This is a genomic window from Arsenicitalea aurantiaca, from assembly GCF_003994485.1.
Taxonomy (GTDB): domain Bacteria; phylum Pseudomonadota; class Alphaproteobacteria; order Rhizobiales; family Devosiaceae; genus Arsenicitalea; species Arsenicitalea aurantiaca.
In genome coordinates, this window is record NZ_RZNJ01000004.1 from 259,016 (window position 1) to 276,566 (window position 17,551).

The window sequence follows — 17,551 nt, forward strand, 5'->3', positions numbered from 1 at the left end:
TCTGCGTTTTCCGCAAGGGAGCGTCCCTCAAGGGACGAGGCGATAGCCACCCTCTTCGGTCACGAGGAGCCGGGCGTTGGACGGGTCGCGTTCGATCTTCTGGCGCAGCCGGTAGATGTGCGTTTCGAGCGTATGGGTGGTGACGCGGTTGTTGTAGCCCCAGACTTCCTTGAGCAGCACGTCGCGCGTGATGGTCTTGGGACCCTGCCGGTAGAGGAATTTGAGGATCGAGGTTTCCTTGTCGGTGAGCCGCACCTTTCCCCCGTCGCTGGCCTCGAGAAGCTTGGCCGATGGCTGGAAGCTGTAGGGCCCGATCGTGAAGACGACATCCTCGCTCTGGTCGTGCTGGCGGAGCGCGGCGCGGATGCGCGCCAAGAGGACCGAGAAGCGGAAGGGCTTGGTCACATAGTCATTGGCGCCCGATTCGAGCCCGAGGATCTCGTCGCTGTCGCTGTCATGGCCGGTCAGCATCAGGATGGGGCTCTTGAAGCCCTCGCGCCGCAGGAGCTTCACTGCCTCGCGCCCGTCCATGTCCGGCAGCCCGACATCGAGGATCATGAGGTCGACATGCGCCTCGCGTACCTTGCCGATCGCGTCCTGGGCCGTGCCGGCCTCGATGATGTCGAATTCCCGGTATTGCTCGAGCTGGTCGACGAGGGTCTTGCGAAGCTCGACGTCATCGTCGACGAGAAAGAGGCGGCGCTTGTTCATTGTGCGTCCTTATGCCTGTGCCTGTGACATGCAATTGTCCGGTCCTGATATGGTGGCGATCGCTGCCCGGACCAATCACAAGCAAGTCATTTCTGCCCCAAGCAACGGACGTTGCGTGGAAAAGTTGCGCAGCAGAGGCTTCGATCACGTCCCTTGAGGCAAAGGCGGACGCTGGCCGAAAAGCGCCGAGCCGAGCCGCACATGGGTGGCGCCCATGCCGATCGCGGTCTCGAAATCCCCGCTCATCCCCATTGAGAGCTGGTTGACCCCTGCTTCGCCGCCCAGCATCGCCAGCTGCGCGAAATAGGGGCCGGGCGGCTGATCTTCCGGCGGGATGCACATGAGGCCCGCGACCTCGAGCCCGTGAACCTGCCGGCACCGCGTGACGAACGCCACGGCCTCCTGGGGGGCGATGCCCGCCTTTTGCGGCTCGAGCCCGATATTGACCTGAACGAAGACGGGGAGGCGCCGGCCGCCCCGCGCCATCTCTTCGGCGAGCACGCCGGCGAGCTTGTCGCGATCGACCGTCTCGATGACGTCAAAGAGCGCGACGGCCTCGCGCGCCTTGTTGGTCTGGAGCGGGCCGATGAGGTGAAGCTCGAGATCGGGGTGAAGCGCCCGGAGGGCGGGCCATTTTGTCTTGGCCTCCTGCACCCGGTTCTCTCCGAAGACGCGCTGGCCCGCGTTGATGAAGGGCGCGATGGCTTCGGCGGGAAAGGTCTTGGAAACCGCAACGAGCGTCACTTTTTCGGGCGGCTGGCCGAAGCGACGGCGGGCGCGCTCGATCATCGCACCGATCATGGCGAGCCGCTCTGCGGCATTGACTGGGCTCTGCATGGCCTTGTTCCTTGACCCCTCGCCGCTTTTTGTGCTGATGGTCCCCGGTATCCAATATCCCCCCGGAACGCAATTCCCGACGCTCAAGAGGACGCCCCGAGTGACTGGCCAAGGCGCAGAACGCTACAACCCGCGCGAGATGGAACCCCACTGGCAGACCGTGTGGGACGAGAACGGCGCCTTCGTCGTCGACAATGACGATCCGCGAGAGCGCTATTACGTTCTTGAAATGTTCCCTTACCCCTCGGGCCGCATCCATATGGGCCATGTGCGCAACTACGCCATGGGCGACGTGGTGGCGCGCTATTGGCGCGCGCGCGGCAAGAACGTGCTGCACCCGATGGGCTGGGATGCGTTCGGCCTGCCGGCCGAGAACGCCGCGATCGAGCGCAAGCTCAACCCGCGCACCTGGACCTACCAGAACATCGAGGCGATGAAGGCCCAGCTCAAATCCATGGGCCTGTCGCTCGACTGGAGCCGCGAGATCGCGACCTGCGACCCCGATTACTACCGGCACCAGCAGGCCATGTTCCTCGACATGCTGGCGGCTGGCCTCGTGTCGCGCAAGAAATCCAAGGTCAACTGGGACCCCGTCGACATGACGGTGCTCGCCAATGAGCAGGTGATCGACGGGCGCGGCTGGCGCTCGGGCGCCGAGGTGCAGCAGCGTGAGCTGACGCAGTGGTTCTTCAGGATTTCGGACTATGCCGAAGAACTGCTCGCTGCGCTCGACGGGCTCACCGAATGGCCCGACAAGGTGCGGGTGATGCAGCGCAACTGGATCGGCCGCTCCGAGGGGCTGCGGCTGCTCTTTGCGCTCGAGCCCGACCCGCGCATCGAGGCGAAAAGCATCGAGGTGTTCACGACCCGGCCCGATACCATTTTCGGAGCCTCGTTCATTGCGCTGTCGCCGGACCATCCGCTGACCTGCACGCTTGCCGCCTCCGACCCGGCGCTCGCCGAGTTCGTCGCCGAGTGTCATCGCCAGGGCACCGCCACCGAAACGCTCGAAAAGGCCGAGAAACGCGGGCATTTCACGGGCCTCCACGTCCGCCATCCCGTCTCGGAGGGCGAAACGCTGCCGGTCTATGTCGCCAATTTCGTCCTCATGGACTATGGCACCGGCGCGATTTTCGGTTGCCCGGCGCACGACCAGCGCGACCTCGATTTCGCGCGGAAATACGATCTGCCGGTGTTGCCGGTGGTGTTGCCGCCAGATCTTGATCCGCAGGAGGTGGAGATCGGGGACGAGGCCTATGTCGAAGACGGGACGATCTTCAATTCGGGCTTTCTCGACGGGCTCTCGATCGAGGACGCCAAGCAGCGGATCGCCGGCCATTTCGCCGAACGCATGCTCGATGGCCGCCCGCAGGGCGTTGTGGAGGTCAACTATCGGCTCCGCGACTGGGGCATTTCCCGCCAGCGCTATTGGGGCTGCCCGATCCCGGTCATCCATTGCGAGGTCTGCGGCACGGTGCCGGTGCCCAAGAAGGATCTTCCCGTGGTGCTGCCCGAGGATGTGAGCTTCGACAAGCCGGGCAACGCGCTCGACCACCATCCGAGCTGGAAGCATGTCGACTGCCCGCAATGCGGCGCGCCGGCGCGGCGCGAGACCGACACCATGGACACTTTCGTCGATTCCTCATGGTATTTCGCGCGCTTCACCGCGCCAGATGCAGCCACCCCGACCGTGCTCGATCAGGCCAATGCCTGGCTGCCGGTGGACCAGTATATCGGCGGGGTGGAGCATGCGATCCTGCACCTGCTCTATTCGCGCTTCTTCACCCGCGCGATGAAGGCGACGGGCCATATCGGCATAGACGAACCCTTCAAGGGCATGTTCACCCAGGGGATGGTGACCCACGAAACCTATCGCAACGGCAAGGGCGAATGGGTGCCCCCGACCGATATCGTGCTCGAAACAGAAGGCGAGACGCGACGCGCCCGCCATGCCGCGACCGGCGAGGCCATCACCATCGGCTCGGTCGAAAAGATGAGCAAATCCAAGAAGAACGTGGTCGATCCCGACGAGATCGTCGCGACCTATGGCGCCGATACCGCGCGCTGGTTCATGCTGTCGGATTCCCCGCCCGAGCGCGACGTTCAGTGGACCGAAGCCGGTGTCGAGGGCGCAAGCCGCTTCCAGCAGCGGATCTGGCGGCTCGTCAACGAGGCCATGGCGATCGCGGCCAAGGAGGCCGAGGGCGGCGCAGGCGCGCTCGACGATGAGGCGCTTGCCGTGCGCAAGGCCGTGCATCGGGCCTTGCACCAGGTGGGTGCCGATATCGAAGGGCTGCGCTTCAACCGCGCCGTCGCTCAGATCTACGAGATGACCAACACGCTATCGCGCTATGTCGGGCTCGTCGAGGCTGCGCCGCGTGCCCGGCTCGAAGTGCTGGTCGAGGGTGTCGAGCGGCTCGTGCAGCTCATCGGCCCGATGATGCCGCATCTGGCCGAAACCTGCTGGCAGGTCTTGGGGCGCGAAGGCCTTCTGGCCGATGCGCCCTGGCCGCCGGTCGACCCGGCCCTTCTCGAAGACGACAGCGTGACCCTCCCCGTGCAGGTCAACGGCAAGCGCCGGGGCGAGATCGTGGTTCCCAAGGGCGCAGCCCGCGAACTCATCGAGAAAGAGGCCTTGTCTCTGGACGCGGTTGCCCGCATGCTGGACGGCAAGCCTCCGCGAAAGCTGGTCATCGTGCCCGACAGGATCGTGAATGTGGTCGTCTAGCGCAGCGCGCACGCTCCGCGCCCTGGGATTGGGAGCGGCCTTGGCCGCCCTCGCCGCCTGTTCGAGCTTCACGCCCGCCTATGGGCCGCAGAGTGTTGCCGAGGGCCGGCTGGCGCTGGCCTATGCAGCACCTAACAACCGGCTCGAGCAGGTGATCTACCAGGACCTCGCGCTGCGGCTCGGACCGGGTGGCGATACCGGCGCGCCCCGGGTTTCGGTGACCGCGCGAAGCGATGTGCGTCGCCTTGCCCGAAGCCGTACTGACAATCCGCGCACCGAGTTCGAGGCGGTGGTCACCGCCGACCTCGTCGTTACCGAGGCGGACGGCGCCGTTTCGTTCACAGCTACGCGGAGCGCGTCGGCAGTCTTCACACGGGGCGAGCAGGTGCTGGCTGACGTTTCGGCCGAGACAGAGGCCGCAGAGCGCGCGGCCCGCGCCGTTGCCGAAACGCTGAGGCTGACGCTATTGGGCGCACTCGCGACGGCGCAATGACCGCCCTCAAGGCCCATGAGGTGGCCCGCTATCTGGCGCGGCCCGATCTCGACGAAGGCATATTCCTCGCCTACGGGCCCGATGCCGGTCTCGTGCGGGAGACGGCGCAGCGCCTCGTCCGCCATTTTGCGCGCGACGATGCCAATGCCAGCATCGTGACGCTCGACGGCAGCGAGATCGACGCCGACCCCGGGCGGCTGGCTGTGGAGGCAAAGACCCCTTCGCTTTTCGGCGAGAAGCGCGTCATCCGCGTGCGTGGCGCTGCCAAGAGCCTCGTCATGACACTGAGCGAATTGAAAGACGATCCGGCAGGCGCGGCCATCATCCTCGAAGGGGGGAACCTGCTGCCGCGCGATCCACTGCGCAGCCTCGTCGAAGCGGCAAAGCTCGGACGCGCCCTGCCCTGCTATCCCGACAGCGACGAAACGCTGCTCGCGCTCATTCGGGACACGTTTTCCAAGGAAGGGATCCGCTTCGACCCGGACGTGCCGGCGCTGCTGCGGGACAGCCTGGGGAACGACCGCGAGATCACGCGGCGGGAGCTCGAGAAACTCGTACTCTTTGCGGCATCGAGCAAGACGATCACGCGCGAGGACGTGCTGACGCTATGCGCGGACAATGGCGCGATGATTCTGGACCAGATCCTCGATGCAACGGGCACCGGTCATGCCGAGCGGCTCGACGACGCGCTCGCACGGGCGCTCGCCGCCAACATCAACCCGCAACAGCTCTTCGCTACGGCGTTGATGCACTTTGTCCAGCTGCGGCGCTGGCGGCAGGAGATGGATCAGGGCAGATCTGCACGCGACGTGCTCGAAAACAGCAGGCCGCGCCCGCATTTCTCGCGGAAAACCCTGCTCGAGCAGCAATTGCGAGCCTGGAGCGAGCCTGCGCTGGCCGCCGCCGGCGCAAGGCTGCTGGCCGCAATCGGCGACAGCCGGCGAAAACCGGCACTGGCCGAGACCCTGCTGCATCGCACGCTTCTTGCGCTCGCCCGCGAGGCCAATGGCCGCTAAGGTGCGCGTTTCACGTGAAACGCTTCGGCTTCAGCGCTGGCCGGTGAGGAGGTGGCAGATCGTGTCGAGCTGCTCGAGGGTCGTATAGCGGATCTCGATTCGCCCGCCCTTCTCGCGATGATCGAGGTTGACCGCGAGCCCGAGGGCATCGGTGATGCGTTTTTCGAGCGCAACGGTATCGGCGTCCTTCTGGCGCGCCGGCGCAGCCTCGCCGCGCGGCCGTTTCTGCGGGGCTTCGCGCTGCGACAAAGCCTCGGCTTCGCGAACCGAAAGACCGCCCTCGACGATTTCGCGCGCGAGACCGCCCGGATCCTCAGCCGTGATCAGCGTGCGGGCATGGCCCGCCGTGAGCTCGCCGCGCGCCAGCATGTCGCGGACCTCGTCGGGCAGACGGAGCAGGCGCAGCGTATTGGCGACGTGCGAGCGGCTCTTGCCGATCACCTGCGCCAGATCATTCTGGGTATAATCGAACTGCTCGATCAACTGGCCATACCCCTGCGCCTCTTCGAGTGGGTTGAGATCCACCCGCTGCACGTTCTCGATGATGGCAAGTTCGAGCGCCTCACGATCATCGACTTCACGAATGATGACCGGCACATCGTGAAGCCCGGCTTTTTGCGAGGCCCGCCAACGCCGTTCTCCGGCGATCAGCTCGAAAATGTTTGGATCGTCTGTCGGCCTGACGAGAAGCGGCGACATGACGCCTTTCTCGCGGATGGAGCGCGACAGTTCCTCGAGCTGGTCGGCATCGAACTCTCGGCGCGGGTTCTGACGGTTCGCGATGATGAACTCGACGGGCAGCCGGCGGGCGCCCGATGAGCCGCTCTCGGTAACGCGCGGCGCATCGAGGCTGCCCATGTCGCCGATGAGGGCGGCGAGGCCGCGGCCGAGACGTGACGGTTTTTCGTTCATCTTGATACCCTAGGCCGCATTGAGGCGCCGCTCGCGGCGGATCACCTCGGTGGCGAGGCGCAGATAGGCTTGGCTGCCCGCGCATTTGAGATCGTAAAGCAGCGCCGGCTTGCCATAGGACGGCGCTTCGGAAAGCCGCACATTGCGCGGAATGACAGTGTCATAGACGAGATCGCCCATCTCCTGGCGCACATCCTGGAGCACCTGTTCGGAAAGATTGTTGCGCTTGTCGAACATCGTCATCACGACGCCCTGGATGGAGAGGCGCGGATTGAGTGTCGAGCGGATCTGTTCGATGGTCTGCAGCAGCTGGCTCAGCCCTTCGAGCGCGAAGAATTCGCACTGCAGGGGGACAAGCACGGCGTCCGCAGCGACCAGTGAGTTGACTGTCAGTAGATTGAGTGATGGCGGGCAGTCGATCAGCACATAGGTGACGGGACTGCCGGCGATGGTGAGTTCGTTGATCGATTTCAGCGCTTCGCGCAGCCGGAAGGCCCTGTCGGCGCGTGCCGCAATGGTGAGTTCGACCCCGAGCAGGTCCATGGTGGACGGGATGATCGCGACGTTGGGCACGCTGGTCATGACCGCCGATTGAGCGATGCCGGCTTCACCCACGAGGAGATCATAGCTCGAGACCTCGCGGCCCGCGCGGGCGATGCCCAGCCCCGTCGAAGCATTGCCCTGGGGATCAAGATCGATGATCAGGACGCGCTCGCCGATGGCGGCGAGCGCGGTCGCCAGATTGATGGCAGTCGTCGTCTTGCCGACGCCGCCCTTCTGATTCGCGAGGGTCAGGATCCGTGGCGCCAAGAATGGCCTCCGGTAACTATCTGGTTTTTCGATGCAGATTGGCGATCTCGAGGATGACGCCTTCCGGATCGGTGCTGCTTTGATGCATTACCACGTCATACTGCCACAGCGCATCCGCCAGCGCCAACTCTTCAACATGTTCTCGCCCCTTGGGCAGGATCGCGCGCGTGTTCGATGACATAAAAGGCGCAACCCACCCGAACAGCCGGTCCAAAGGCGCAAGGGCGCGCGCGGTGACGATATCGACGCCGACTGTTTCACGTGAATCAAGGGATTCCGCGCGCTCAGAGGCTACGCGAACTGCGACGCCGAGTTCTCGAGCCGCTGCGCGGAGAAAAGCGGCCTTGCGCGCGTTGGATTCAACGAGCAGGAAGCGCCTCTCACTCCCCTTGGCGGCTATGGCAAGGGGCAGCGCCGGGAAACCGCCGCCACTGCCAAGATCGACGCATTGAAGATCGGTGGGCCCGAACAGGGTGTGGAGTTGCAGGCTGTCGAGGATGTGGCGATCCCACAGCGCCCCTACTGTTTCACGTGAAACAAGATTCTGCGCGGGCTGCCATTTGCGTACCAGACTGCAAAAGGATTCCAGATCGCGAAGAACGCGGTCGGCGTGTTCGTCGCCGACAAATGCGGCGATCGGGTCGCGCCGGCTGTCCATCAGCTCGCCTTGCGCAGCGCGCCGCGCTTGATGATCGCGAGGATAAGGGTCAGCGCTGCGGGCGTGACGCCATCGATGGCCTGCGCCTGCGCCAGTGTCGCTGGCCGACGCGCGGTCAGCTTCTGGCGGATCTCGATTGAGAGGCCGGAGATGGCGGCGTAATCGACCCAGTCGGGGATGGCGATCGCCTCATCACGGCGCACCGCTTCGATGTCGGCCCGCTGCCGGTCGACATAGACGGCATATTGAGCATCGACCGCCAATTGAGCCATGGTTTCGGGAGCGATGACATGGAGGTCAGGCCAGCGCCGCAGCAGATCCTCAGCGGCTATGTCCGGGTAGGACAGGAGTTCGAAAGCCGTCCGTTTCTGCCCGTCCGCATTGACGGCGAGCCCCGTCGCGCGGGCTTCGGACGGCGTCGTCACCGATGTTTCAAGAAGGGCGCGGCCGGCTACGAGGCGGCGCGCTTTCTTTGCGTAGTGGTCGGCCCGCACCGGTCCGACCAGGCCAGTTTCAACGCCGAGCGTCGTAAGGCGTTGGTCGGCGTTGTCGGAGCGGAGGTGCAGCCGGAATTCGGCACGCGAGGTGAACATTCGATAGGGTTCGGAGACGCCACGTGTGACGAGATCGTCGATCATGACGCCGATATAGCTTGCCGTCCGCGAGAGCATGAGCGGCGCGCGGTCGGAGACGGCGAGCGCTGCATTCGCGCCGGCAATCAGCCCCTGCGCCGCGGCTTCCTCGTACCCCGTCGTTCCGTTGATCTGGCCCGCAAGATAAAGGCCCGGCAGCCGCCGCAGCGCGAGGGTTGGCAGGAGTTCGCGGGGATCGACATGGTCGTACTCGATGGCATAGCCAAGCTTTACGATTCGCACGTCGGCGAGACCGGGCATGCTCCGGAGGAAAGCCTCCTGAACGTCTGCCGGGAGCGAAGTCGAGAGCCCGTTGGGATAGATTGTGGGGTCGTCGAGACCCTCGGGCTCAAGAAAGATCTGGTGACTGTCGCGATCGGCAAAGCGGACGATCTTGTCTTCGATCGAGGGGCAGTAGCGCGGGCCCCGGCTCTGGATGCGGCCGGAGTACATGGCCGAACGATGAATGTTGTCCGCGATGATCCGGTGGGTCTCTGCGGTCGTGCGCGTGACGTGGCACATGACCTGCCGGTTGGTGATCGTTTCGGTGAGGCTCGAAAAGGGCTCCGGTGGCTCATCGCCCGGTTGGGCTTCGAGCATGCTGAAATCGATGCTGGTCCCGTCGAGACGGGCAGGCGTGCCGGTCTTCAACCGGCCCAGCTGCAGGCCCAGCGCCTCGAGGCGCTTGGACAGCCCGAGCACCGGCTTCTCGCCGAGCCGCCCCGCCGGGGTCGTCTCCTCGCCGCGGTGGATGAGACCGCGGAGGAATGTTCCCGTGGTCAGCACGACCGCGCGGGTGCCGAATGTTCGGCCATCGAGCAGCGCGACGCCTTCGACACGGCCATGGTCCACGATCAGATCATCGACCTCGCCTTCGATCACCTCGAGGTTCGGTTGTTCGGCGATCGCCTTCTGCATTGCTGCGCGGTAAAGCGCGCGGTCGGCCTGGGCGCGGGGGCCCCGCACAGCAGGGCCCTTGCGACGATTGAGGACGCGAAACTGGATGCCGGCCGCATCGGCGACGCGCCCCATCAAGCCATCAAGCGCGTCAATCTCACGAACGAGATGGCCCTTGCCTAATCCGCCGATGGCAGGATTGCAGCTCATTTCGCCGATCGTGGCCCGCTTGTGGGTGACGAGCGCAGTCGAAACGCCAAGGCGTGCAGCGGCGGCCGCGGCTTCACAGCCGGCGTGACCACCCCCAACGATGATGACGTCATAGGCTTTGCCAGACATTTCGGTCTCCCGGTGCAGGACGGACGGGGTTTAGGGCAATGTTTCACGTGAATCAACTGAAGGACCGCGAGCTGAGGGTTTCACGTGAATCACTTGCCGATACAGAACCCTGCAAAGAGGCGGTCGAGGATCATTTCGGCATCGACGCGGCCCAGGAGGGTTTCAAGGCTATGCGTGGTGCGGCGCAATTCTTCGGCTGCGAGTTCCGGAAGATGGAGGCGTTCGCCGGCATTCCGGAGTGCCCCTGCCGCATGCAACAAGGCTTGACGATCGCGCTCATGGCTGACGAGGAGGCTTCCCTCGCCGATCGCGAGCTCGGCGGCTTTGCGGATTGCCGTCATTAGGTCGTCCAGTCCCTGCCCGGTCTGGACAGAGATGGCGGCGGCATCCGCGCCCGGCAGGTCGCCCTTGGTGGGGATGACGATCATCGGCGCGCGGGTTTCGGGGGGCGCGATCGGGGCTTGGTCCGGGGGTTCGAGCCAGAGAACCAAGTCAGCACGATCCAGTTCCATCCGCGCCCGGCGAACGCCTTCAGCCTCGGCCAGTGAATCGGTGTCACGAAGCCCGGCCATGTCGACGAAGAGACAGAGCTGCCCTCCGAGCTCGACCGGGACCTCCTTGATGTCGCGCGTGGTGCCGGCCTCACTCGTGACGATTGCGACGTCAGATCGCGCCAGTGCGTTGAGAAGACTGGACTTTCCGGCGTTGGGCGGTCCGGCGAGCGCGACGCGAAAGCCTTCACGGACGATGCGGCCGCCTTCATAACGCGCAGCGGCGTGTTCGAGGGTTTTCGCAAGTTCCGCGATGCCGGTGGCAAGATGGGGCGGCAAATTCGTCCCCACATCGCCCTCATCGGAAAAATCGAGATGGGCTTCGAGTTCGACCCGGAGCTCGATGAGAGTTTCCCGCCAGAGCGCGATATCCCGGGTCAGGCCGCCTGCCAGGCGCTCGCCGGCCTGACGGCGCTGCGCTTCGGTCTCGGCGGCGAGGAGGTCGGAGAGGCCTTCGACCTGAACGAGATCGAGCTTTCCATTGAGGAAGGCGCGCCGGGTGAATTCGCCGGCATCTGCAAGGCGCACGCCGGGTTCTGCCGCGAGGGCTGAAAGAAGTGCGCGAATGACGGCGCGGGAGCCGTGAACCTGGAGTTCGGCACAATCTTCGCCGGTAAAGCTCCTTGGCCCGGGGAAGAAGAGGACGAGGCCCTCATCGATCGCGTTATTGCGGCCGATGGTGCGAAGGCTTGCATGTCGAGGCCTGGGCGGTCCGCCAGCGAACGCTTCGAGAAGCGTTCGCGTCAGTTGACCGGAGATCCGGATGATGGCGACGCCCGAAGGCAGGCTGCCACTCGACAGCGCAATTATGGTGTCGCCGGCCGACATGATGCCGTCAGGTGTTCATCGAATCGAAGAAATCCGAATTGGTCTTGGTTTGCCGCAGCTTGTCGAGGAGGAACTCCATTGCGTCGATCGTGCCCATGGGTGTGAGGATGCGGCGCAGAACGTACATCTTCTTGAGGATGTCGGGCTCGACCAGCAGCTCTTCCTTGCGCGTGCCGGACTTGGTGATGTCGAGCGCGGGGAAGACGCGTTTGTCTGCGACCTTGCGATCAAGGATGATTTCGGAGTTGCCGGTGCCCTTGAACTCTTCGAAGATCACCTCGTCCATGCGGCTGCCGGTGTCGATCAGCGCGGTCGAGATGATGGTGAGCGAGCCGCCATCCTCGATATTGCGCGCGGCGCCGAAGAATCGTTTCGGGCGCTGCAGCGCATTGGCGTCGACACCACCGGTCAGGACCTTGCCAGAGCTCGGGACGACCGTGTTGTAGGCACGGCCGAGGCGCGTTATGGAGTCGAGGAGGATTACGACGTCGCGCTTGTGCTCGACGAGGCGCTTGGCCTTCTCGATGACCATTTCGGCGACCTGGACGTGGCGGCTCGCCGGCTCGTCAAAGGTCGAGGAAATGACTTCGCCCTTCACCGAGCGCTGCATGTCGGTGACTTCTTCGGGCCGCTCGTCGATCAGGAGCACGATGAGATAGCACTCGGGATGGTTGGTCGCGATCGATTGTGCAATGGTTTGCAACAATACGGTCTTACCCGTTCGCGGGGGAGCAACGATCAAGGCGCGCTGGCCCTTCCCGAGCGGTGCGACGAGATCGAGCACGCGCGCGCTGCGATCCTTGATCGTGGGGTCGGGAAGCTCGAGGCGAAGCCGCTCGTCGGGATAAAGCGGGGTGAGGTTGTCGAAATTGACCTTGTGCCGGACGTTCTCGGGGTCTTCGAAATTGATCGTGTTGACCTTGAGGAGCGCGAAATAGCGTTCGCCGTCCTTGGGAGAGCGGATCTGGCCTTCCACCGTGTCCCCGGTCCGCAACGAGAAGCGGCGGATCTGGCTCGGGCTCACATAGATGTCGTCGGGGCCCGGCAGGTAGTTTGCATCGGGGGAACGAAGAAACCCGAAGCCGTCCGGAAGCACTTCGACGACGCCTTCGCCAGTAATGTCGACTTCCTTGGCCGCCAGCTCCTTGAGGATCGCGAACATCAATTCCTGCTTGCGCATGGTCGAGGCATTTTCGACTTCATGCTCTTCGGCAAAAGCCAGAAGTTCGGCAGGCGATTTGGACTTGAGCTCGCTGAGCTTCATGTTTTCCATGGAGTGGGAGACCCTTTGGGCACGGACGAGAACGGGTAGGGAGGGAAGGCACCGCGTCAGGGCGTGGGGGACACGCCGGGCAATCGACTTCTGGTGGTGCGGACTATCTAGCGCGAAACCGGCCCGTTTTCAAGACGGTTGCCGAAACCGGGCGGATTCACGTGAAACGCGATCGCAAAGGCGCTCAGAAGGGCTTCACGATCACGGCGATAACGATGCCGACCATGAGAAGGGTTGGAACCTCGTTGATCATGCGGAAAAAGCGCTGCGGGCGCGTGTTGCTGTCGGTCGCAAAGGCGCGGAGTTCGCGCCCGAGAAATCCGTGCGCGCCGCTGAGCGCGATGACGAGAGCCGCCTTCAGCCACATCCAGCCCATCGACCAGTCGACGACGCCATAGCCGAACGCAAGCCAGAGCCCGAAGACCCAGCTCGCGATCATGGCCGGGGTCATGATGGCCCGATAGAGCCGGCGCTCCATGATCTTGAAGGTTTCGGACTGCACCGAACCGCGCTCCGCATCGGCGTGATAGACGAAAAGCCTCGGCAAATAGAGCAGACCCGCCATCCAGGCGATGACGGAAATGACGTGAAGCGCGGTGACCCAAGCCATGATCAGCCTTCCTTGACGAGCGAGACGAGCCGCTCGACATGGGCGATCGGCGTTTCGGGCACGATGCCGTGGCCGAGATTGAAGACATGCGGACGATCGGCGAAGGCCGCGATGATCTCGCGCGCCCGATCTTCCATCTGAGCGCCACCGGCAACGACCCGCAGGGGATCGAGATTGCCTTGGACGCCAAAACCCGAGGGCAGTGCCTTGCGCGCGAAATCGAGCGGGGTCGCGTAATCGAGCCCGACGAGATTGACGCCGGTTTTGGCGACATATTCGGCAATCATTCCGGCGGCGCCGCGCGGAAAACCGATGATCGGGGCATTGGGCACCCGCGCCCGCACCCCTTCGACGATCCGGCGGTTGGGTTCGATGACCTGCGCACGGAAGGCGGTTTCATCGAGGTTCAGCGCCCAGCTTTCGAAAAGCTGCACGACATCGGCCCCCGCCTCGAACTGGGCAACGAGATAATCGATGCTGGAGGCGACGAGCAGGTCAATGAGCGTCTCGAAGGCCTCTGGGTGCCTGAGCGCAAAGAGACGCGCCGGTGCCTGATCGGTGGTGCCGCGGCCGGCCAGCATGTAGGTCGCGACCGTCCATGGGGAGCCGCAGAACCCGATCAGCGTCTTTTCGGGGGCGAGTCCCGCCTTCACCCGCCTCAGCGTTTCGAAGACCGGGGCGAGATGACCGAGGAAGTCCGCCTTCCCAAGCCGATCGATGGTTTCGGCATCCACCGGATCGAGCCTCGGGCCTTCACCGACTTCAAAGCGCACGTTCTGCCCGAGCGCATCGGGGATGACGAGGATGTCAGAGAAGAGGATCGCCGCATCGAGCGGGAAACGCCTTAGGGGTTGCAGCGTCACTTCGGCTGCAAGCTCGGGCGTGTAGCAGAGATCGAGGAACCCCCCGGCCTTTTCCCGAACCGCCCGGTATTCGGGAAGGTACCGGCCGGCCTGGCGCATGATCCATATCGGAGGCCTTGCCTGGCGCTCTCCCCGCACCGCTCCGAGCAGGGGTTTGGCGACGCTCTCTGGGCTCACGCTCGGCCTTCCTCAAGAAAGAATAGATTCTTTATCTGAATTATCATGGCGGTGTTTTGCATGAATTCCGCGCCGCCCACAATGACGGGGCGCGGTGGCATGAGCGCGCAGCCCAAAGCCTAACGAGAGGTTAAGAAACGTTTGTCTGGGCTGTGGACGGGATCGGAATCGCGCCGGGTTAACAACTCCTTAACGGTCGGGCGCCGCTTAACAAGGTGTTAACGCGCCTGTTGAGCAGGGACCGGACCGTGCTTGGGTTATCCACGATTCCCCCGTAACTTTTTGTTAAGACCTGTGGCGGGGCCCGGCTGTGGATGGAATTCGGACGAGCGGGGACAGACCGTGGATAGCCCCGATCGGCCCTTCGAGGGCCCACGGACGCCTTGAGCTGTTGGGGACAGTGTGGAAAAACAGCTCATGCTCATTCTTGCCAGCCAGTCCCGTACTCGCCACACCCTCCTCGAACAGGCGGGTCTTGTCTTCCTCGCCCGCCCCGCCCGGATCGACGAGCGGGCGGTGGAAAAGAACGCACTCGCCGCCGTGCCCGATGCGCGGGACGTCGCGCTCAATCTCGCCGTCGCCAAGGCCGCCGATATTTCCGCGACCGAGCCTGGCGCCGTGGTGATCGGGGCCGACCAGACCCTCGCGCTCGGCACCGAGCTCCTGCACAAGCCGGCGAGCCGCGACGATGCTGCCGAGCAGCTGATGCGGCTTTCGGGCAAGACCCACCGCCTTCACGCCGGGGTGGCGCTCTTGCGCGATGGCGAGGTGCTGTGGGCGGACGTCCATTCGGCCGAGCTCACCATGCGCGCCTTCAGCAAGGCCGAATGCGAAGCCATCCTCGCGCTCGAAGGCGATCGCATCCTCGCTTCGGTCGGGGGATATCGGCTCGAGGGTCCCTCCATCAGGCTCTTCGAGGCGGTCTCGGGAGACTATTTCACCATTCTGGGTCTGCCGCTTCTGCCGCTTTTGGGCGCGCTGCGGCACCATGCGCCCGAGCTTCTGGACCACCCGCAATGATCAAGGCCTTCGTGATCGGTTTTCCGATCAACCATTCCCGCTCGCCGCTCATCCATGGCACTTGGCTCGAGCGACATGCCATAGACGGACGCTATGAGGCGATCGCGGTCGAGCCCGGTGCCCTCGGTGCGTTTGTCGCGCGCCTGCGCGAGGGAGAGTTCGCGGGCGGGAACGTCACCATTCCGCACAAGGAGGAGATGTTCGCGCTCTGCGACAGCCGCGATCCGCTGGCCGAGACGATCGGCGCGGTCAACACGCTCGTCCTGCGCGACGGGCGCATCCATGGCTTCAACACCGATTATCTGGGGTTTCTGGGCAATCTCGACCAGTCCGCTCCGGGCTGGGATGACGCCCGGGGCGAAGCAATCGTGCTCGGGGCCGGAGGCGCGGCGCGGGCGATCCTCGTGGCGCTCGCCGAGCGTGGCTTTTCGCGCATCCATATCCTCAATCGGACGCGCGACAAGGCCGAAGCCCTGGCCCGGAGCCTGCCGGGTCCGTTTCTTGCCCGTGGGCTCGATGCCTATCCCGGGCTTGCCGGGTCCGCCGATCTGCTGGTCAATACGACAGCGATCGGGATGCATGCCAGCCGCTTCGAAGGGCTCGATCTCGGCCTTCTCCCCAAAGACGCGGTAGTGACCGACATCGTCTACACCCCGCTCGAAACGCCGCTTCTGGCCGACGCGAGGGCCATCGGGCTCAGGACCGTGGACGGGCTCGGCATGCTGCTCCACCAGGCGGTGCCGGGGTTCGAGGCCTGGTTCGGCGTGCGGCCCGAAGTGACCGAGGATCTGCGCCAGACGGTGATCGCGACCCTTTCGCCATAGGGGATCAGAAGGGATCGACCATGACGATGCTGCTTGGCCTGACGGGCTCGATCGCGACGGGGAAATCGACCGCGCTAGCCGCATTCGCCGCACATGGCGTGCCGGTCTTTTCGGCCGACGATGCCGTTCATGCGCTCTATCGCGACAGGGCCGTACCCGCCATCGAAAGCCTCTTTCCTGGCACCACGGGCCCGGAGGGGGTGGATCGGGCGGCGCTGTCGAGGGCGCTGCTCGCCGATCCCGATAAGCTCCCCGCGCTCGAGGCGATCGTTCACCCCATGGTGCGCGAGGCGATGGCAGCGTTCGTAAAGGCCGCGCGGGAGCGGGGCGAACCCCTGGTCGTGCTCGATATCCCGCTCCTTTTCGAGACCGGCTTCGACTACGGGCTCGACCGTGTGGTCGTCATCCATGCCGATCCTGAGGTCCAGCGCGCCCGCGCGCTCGCCCGGCCGGGCATGAGTGTGGAAAAGCTCGAGGCGATCCTTGCCCGACAGATGCCGCAGGCCGAAAAGATGGCACGGGCCCACGAGCTGCTCGACGGCTCGGGGTCGATCGCGGCGCTCGAAGCGGAGGTCGGCGCGCTTATTGCCCGGCTGACCCGAGGCTGACCCGGAGGACAAGGCACCGATGCAGGCGATGACGCGCGAGATCGTGCTCGATACCGAAACCACGGGCCTCAGCCCCCAGGCGGGCGACCGGCTGGTCGAGATCGGCTGCGTCGAACTCATCAATCACATTCCCACCGGCCGTACCTATCACCAGTACATCAACCCCCAGCGCGACATGCCCGAAGAGGCGTTCCGCGTGCACGGGCTCTCCGAGCAGTTCCTTTCGGACAAGCCGGTCTTTTCGGAGGTGGCGGGGGATTTCGTCGACTTCATCGGCGATGGGACGCTCATCATCCACAACGCGCCCTTCGACATGGGTTTCCTCAAAGCCGAACTCGAAGGAGTGGGGCGACCGAACCTCACCAACAGGGTGATCGACACGGTCGCGCTTGCCCGCGAAGTGCATCCGGGCGCGCGGGTGAGCCTCGATGCGCTCTGCAAGCACTACGGCATCGACAATTCGCGCCGCACCCTGCACGGGGCGCTGCTCGACAGCGAGATCCTCGCGGAAGTCTATCTCGAGCTGATCGGCGGGCGGCAGGTGGCGCTGGCGCTCGTCTCGGAGACGCGCGTCGTGCTTTCGCATGAAGATGGCTCGATGCCGATCGCCCGCCAGCGCCCGACCCCCCTGCCCGGCCGGCTCGATCCAGACGCCCGCGCAGCCCATGCGGCCCTGATCGAGGCGATGGGCGAGGCCGCGCTCTGGCGGCAATACCAGTCCGCCTGAACGGGCCTAAGGCATGAAAAAGCCCGCCCCGGGGATC

At 64.6% G+C, this 17,551-nt stretch carries 17 protein-coding genes; 7 read left to right on the forward strand and 10 right to left on the reverse strand.

The features are described from left to right. Positions 1-27: 27 nt before the first annotated feature. Both EMQ25_RS12500 and EMQ25_RS12505 read right to left on the reverse strand, forming a co-directional pair. On the reverse strand, positions 28-711 hold the full coding sequence (locus EMQ25_RS12500; RefSeq protein ID WP_127188917.1) for a response regulator transcription factor: 684 nt from the start codon (positions 709-711) through the stop codon (positions 28-30). 144 nt (positions 712-855) lie between these two features. Then, positions 856-1,548, reverse strand: coding sequence for a YggS family pyridoxal phosphate-dependent enzyme (locus EMQ25_RS12505; RefSeq protein WP_127188918.1), 693 nt, complete (start codon positions 1,546-1,548; stop codon positions 856-858). Positions 1,549-1,648: 100 nt separating this feature from the next. Between EMQ25_RS12505 and leuS the strand changes: the two genes are divergently transcribed. The 3 genes from leuS to holA are packed head-to-tail and all read left to right on the forward strand — an operon-like array spanning position 1,649 to position 5,785. Beyond that, positions 1,649-4,276: a leucine--tRNA ligase gene (leuS, locus tag EMQ25_RS12510; protein ID WP_280177640.1), complete on the forward strand. Its 2,628-nt coding sequence runs from the start codon at positions 1,649-1,651 to the stop codon at positions 4,274-4,276. 40 nt (positions 4,277-4,316) lie between these two features. Next, positions 4,317-4,769 carry a hypothetical protein gene (locus EMQ25_RS12515; protein ID WP_158626075.1) on the forward strand — a complete coding sequence of 151 codons (453 nt, stop codon included), beginning with the start codon at positions 4,317-4,319 and terminating at the stop codon, positions 4,767-4,769. Then, a complete protein-coding gene (gene holA / locus EMQ25_RS12520; protein WP_127188920.1) occupies positions 4,766-5,785 on the forward strand; it encodes a DNA polymerase III subunit delta in 1,020 nt (339 codons plus the stop codon). Before EMQ25_RS12515 ends, holA begins: the two co-directional genes overlap by 4 nt. A 30-nt stretch (positions 5,786-5,815) precedes the next feature. Here holA and EMQ25_RS12525 read toward each other — a convergent pair whose 3' ends face one another. From EMQ25_RS12525 to hemE, 8 genes are all read right to left on the reverse strand, one after another. Further along, positions 5,816-6,697, reverse strand: a complete 882-nt coding sequence (locus EMQ25_RS12525; protein ID WP_127188921.1) for a ParB/RepB/Spo0J family partition protein — start codon at positions 6,695-6,697, stop codon at positions 5,816-5,818. 9 nt (positions 6,698-6,706) lie between these two features. Continuing rightward, positions 6,707-7,507 (reverse strand): ParA family protein, encoded by an 801-nt coding sequence (locus EMQ25_RS12530; RefSeq protein WP_127188922.1) that lies wholly within the window; start codon positions 7,505-7,507, stop codon positions 6,707-6,709. A 16-nt stretch (positions 7,508-7,523) separates the two neighbouring features. Then, positions 7,524-8,165, reverse strand: a complete 642-nt coding sequence (gene rsmG / locus EMQ25_RS12535; RefSeq protein WP_127188923.1) for a 16S rRNA (guanine(527)-N(7))-methyltransferase RsmG — start codon at positions 8,163-8,165, stop codon at positions 7,524-7,526. Next, positions 8,165-10,033 (reverse strand): tRNA uridine-5-carboxymethylaminomethyl(34) synthesis enzyme MnmG, encoded by a 1,869-nt coding sequence (gene mnmG / locus EMQ25_RS12540; RefSeq protein WP_127188924.1) that lies wholly within the window; start codon positions 10,031-10,033, stop codon positions 8,165-8,167. Before mnmG ends, rsmG begins: the two co-directional genes overlap by 1 nt. Positions 10,034-10,122: 89 nt before the next feature. Then, complete coding sequence (gene mnmE / locus EMQ25_RS12545; RefSeq protein WP_127188925.1) at positions 10,123-11,412, reverse strand: tRNA uridine-5-carboxymethylaminomethyl(34) synthesis GTPase MnmE; 1,290 nt, start codon at positions 11,410-11,412, stop codon at positions 10,123-10,125. Between the two features lie 7 nt (positions 11,413-11,419). Further along, positions 11,420-12,685 carry a transcription termination factor Rho gene (rho, locus tag EMQ25_RS12550; protein ID WP_127188926.1) on the reverse strand — a complete coding sequence of 422 codons (1,266 nt, stop codon included), beginning with the start codon at positions 12,683-12,685 and terminating at the stop codon, positions 11,420-11,422. Between the two features lie 184 nt (positions 12,686-12,869). After that, positions 12,870-13,295 (reverse strand): protoporphyrinogen oxidase HemJ, encoded by a 426-nt coding sequence (gene hemJ, locus EMQ25_RS12555; protein ID WP_192895665.1) that lies wholly within the window; start codon positions 13,293-13,295, stop codon positions 12,870-12,872. 2 nt (positions 13,296-13,297) lie between these two features. Continuing rightward, on the reverse strand, positions 13,298-14,335 hold the full coding sequence (hemE, locus tag EMQ25_RS12560; protein ID WP_127188928.1) for a uroporphyrinogen decarboxylase: 1,038 nt from the start codon (positions 14,333-14,335) through the stop codon (positions 13,298-13,300). A gap of 417 nt (positions 14,336-14,752) precedes the next feature. Here hemE and EMQ25_RS12565 point away from each other — a divergent pair, with 417 nt between their 5' ends. From EMQ25_RS12565 to dnaQ, 4 genes are read left to right on the forward strand one after another with little or no spacing between them, the layout of a single operon-like run. Further along, a complete protein-coding gene (locus EMQ25_RS12565; protein ID WP_127188929.1) occupies positions 14,753-15,355 on the forward strand; it encodes a Maf family protein in 603 nt (200 codons plus the stop codon). Further along, a complete protein-coding gene (locus EMQ25_RS12570) occupies positions 15,352-16,179 on the forward strand; it encodes a shikimate dehydrogenase (protein WP_127188930.1) in 828 nt (275 codons plus the stop codon). The genes EMQ25_RS12565 and EMQ25_RS12570 overlap by 4 nt, the downstream gene beginning before the upstream one ends. A 26-nt stretch (positions 16,180-16,205) precedes the next feature. Then, entirely contained in the window at positions 16,206-16,787 is a 582-nt protein-coding gene (gene coaE / locus EMQ25_RS12575) for a dephospho-CoA kinase (protein ID WP_127189201.1), read from the forward strand. 19 nt (positions 16,788-16,806) lie between these two features. After that, the gene (gene dnaQ, locus EMQ25_RS12580; protein ID WP_192895666.1) at positions 16,807-17,514 is read left to right on the forward strand and encodes a DNA polymerase III subunit epsilon; all 708 of its coding nucleotides are present in this window, start codon (positions 16,807-16,809) and stop codon (positions 17,512-17,514) included. Positions 17,515-17,551 lie beyond the last annotated feature (37 nt).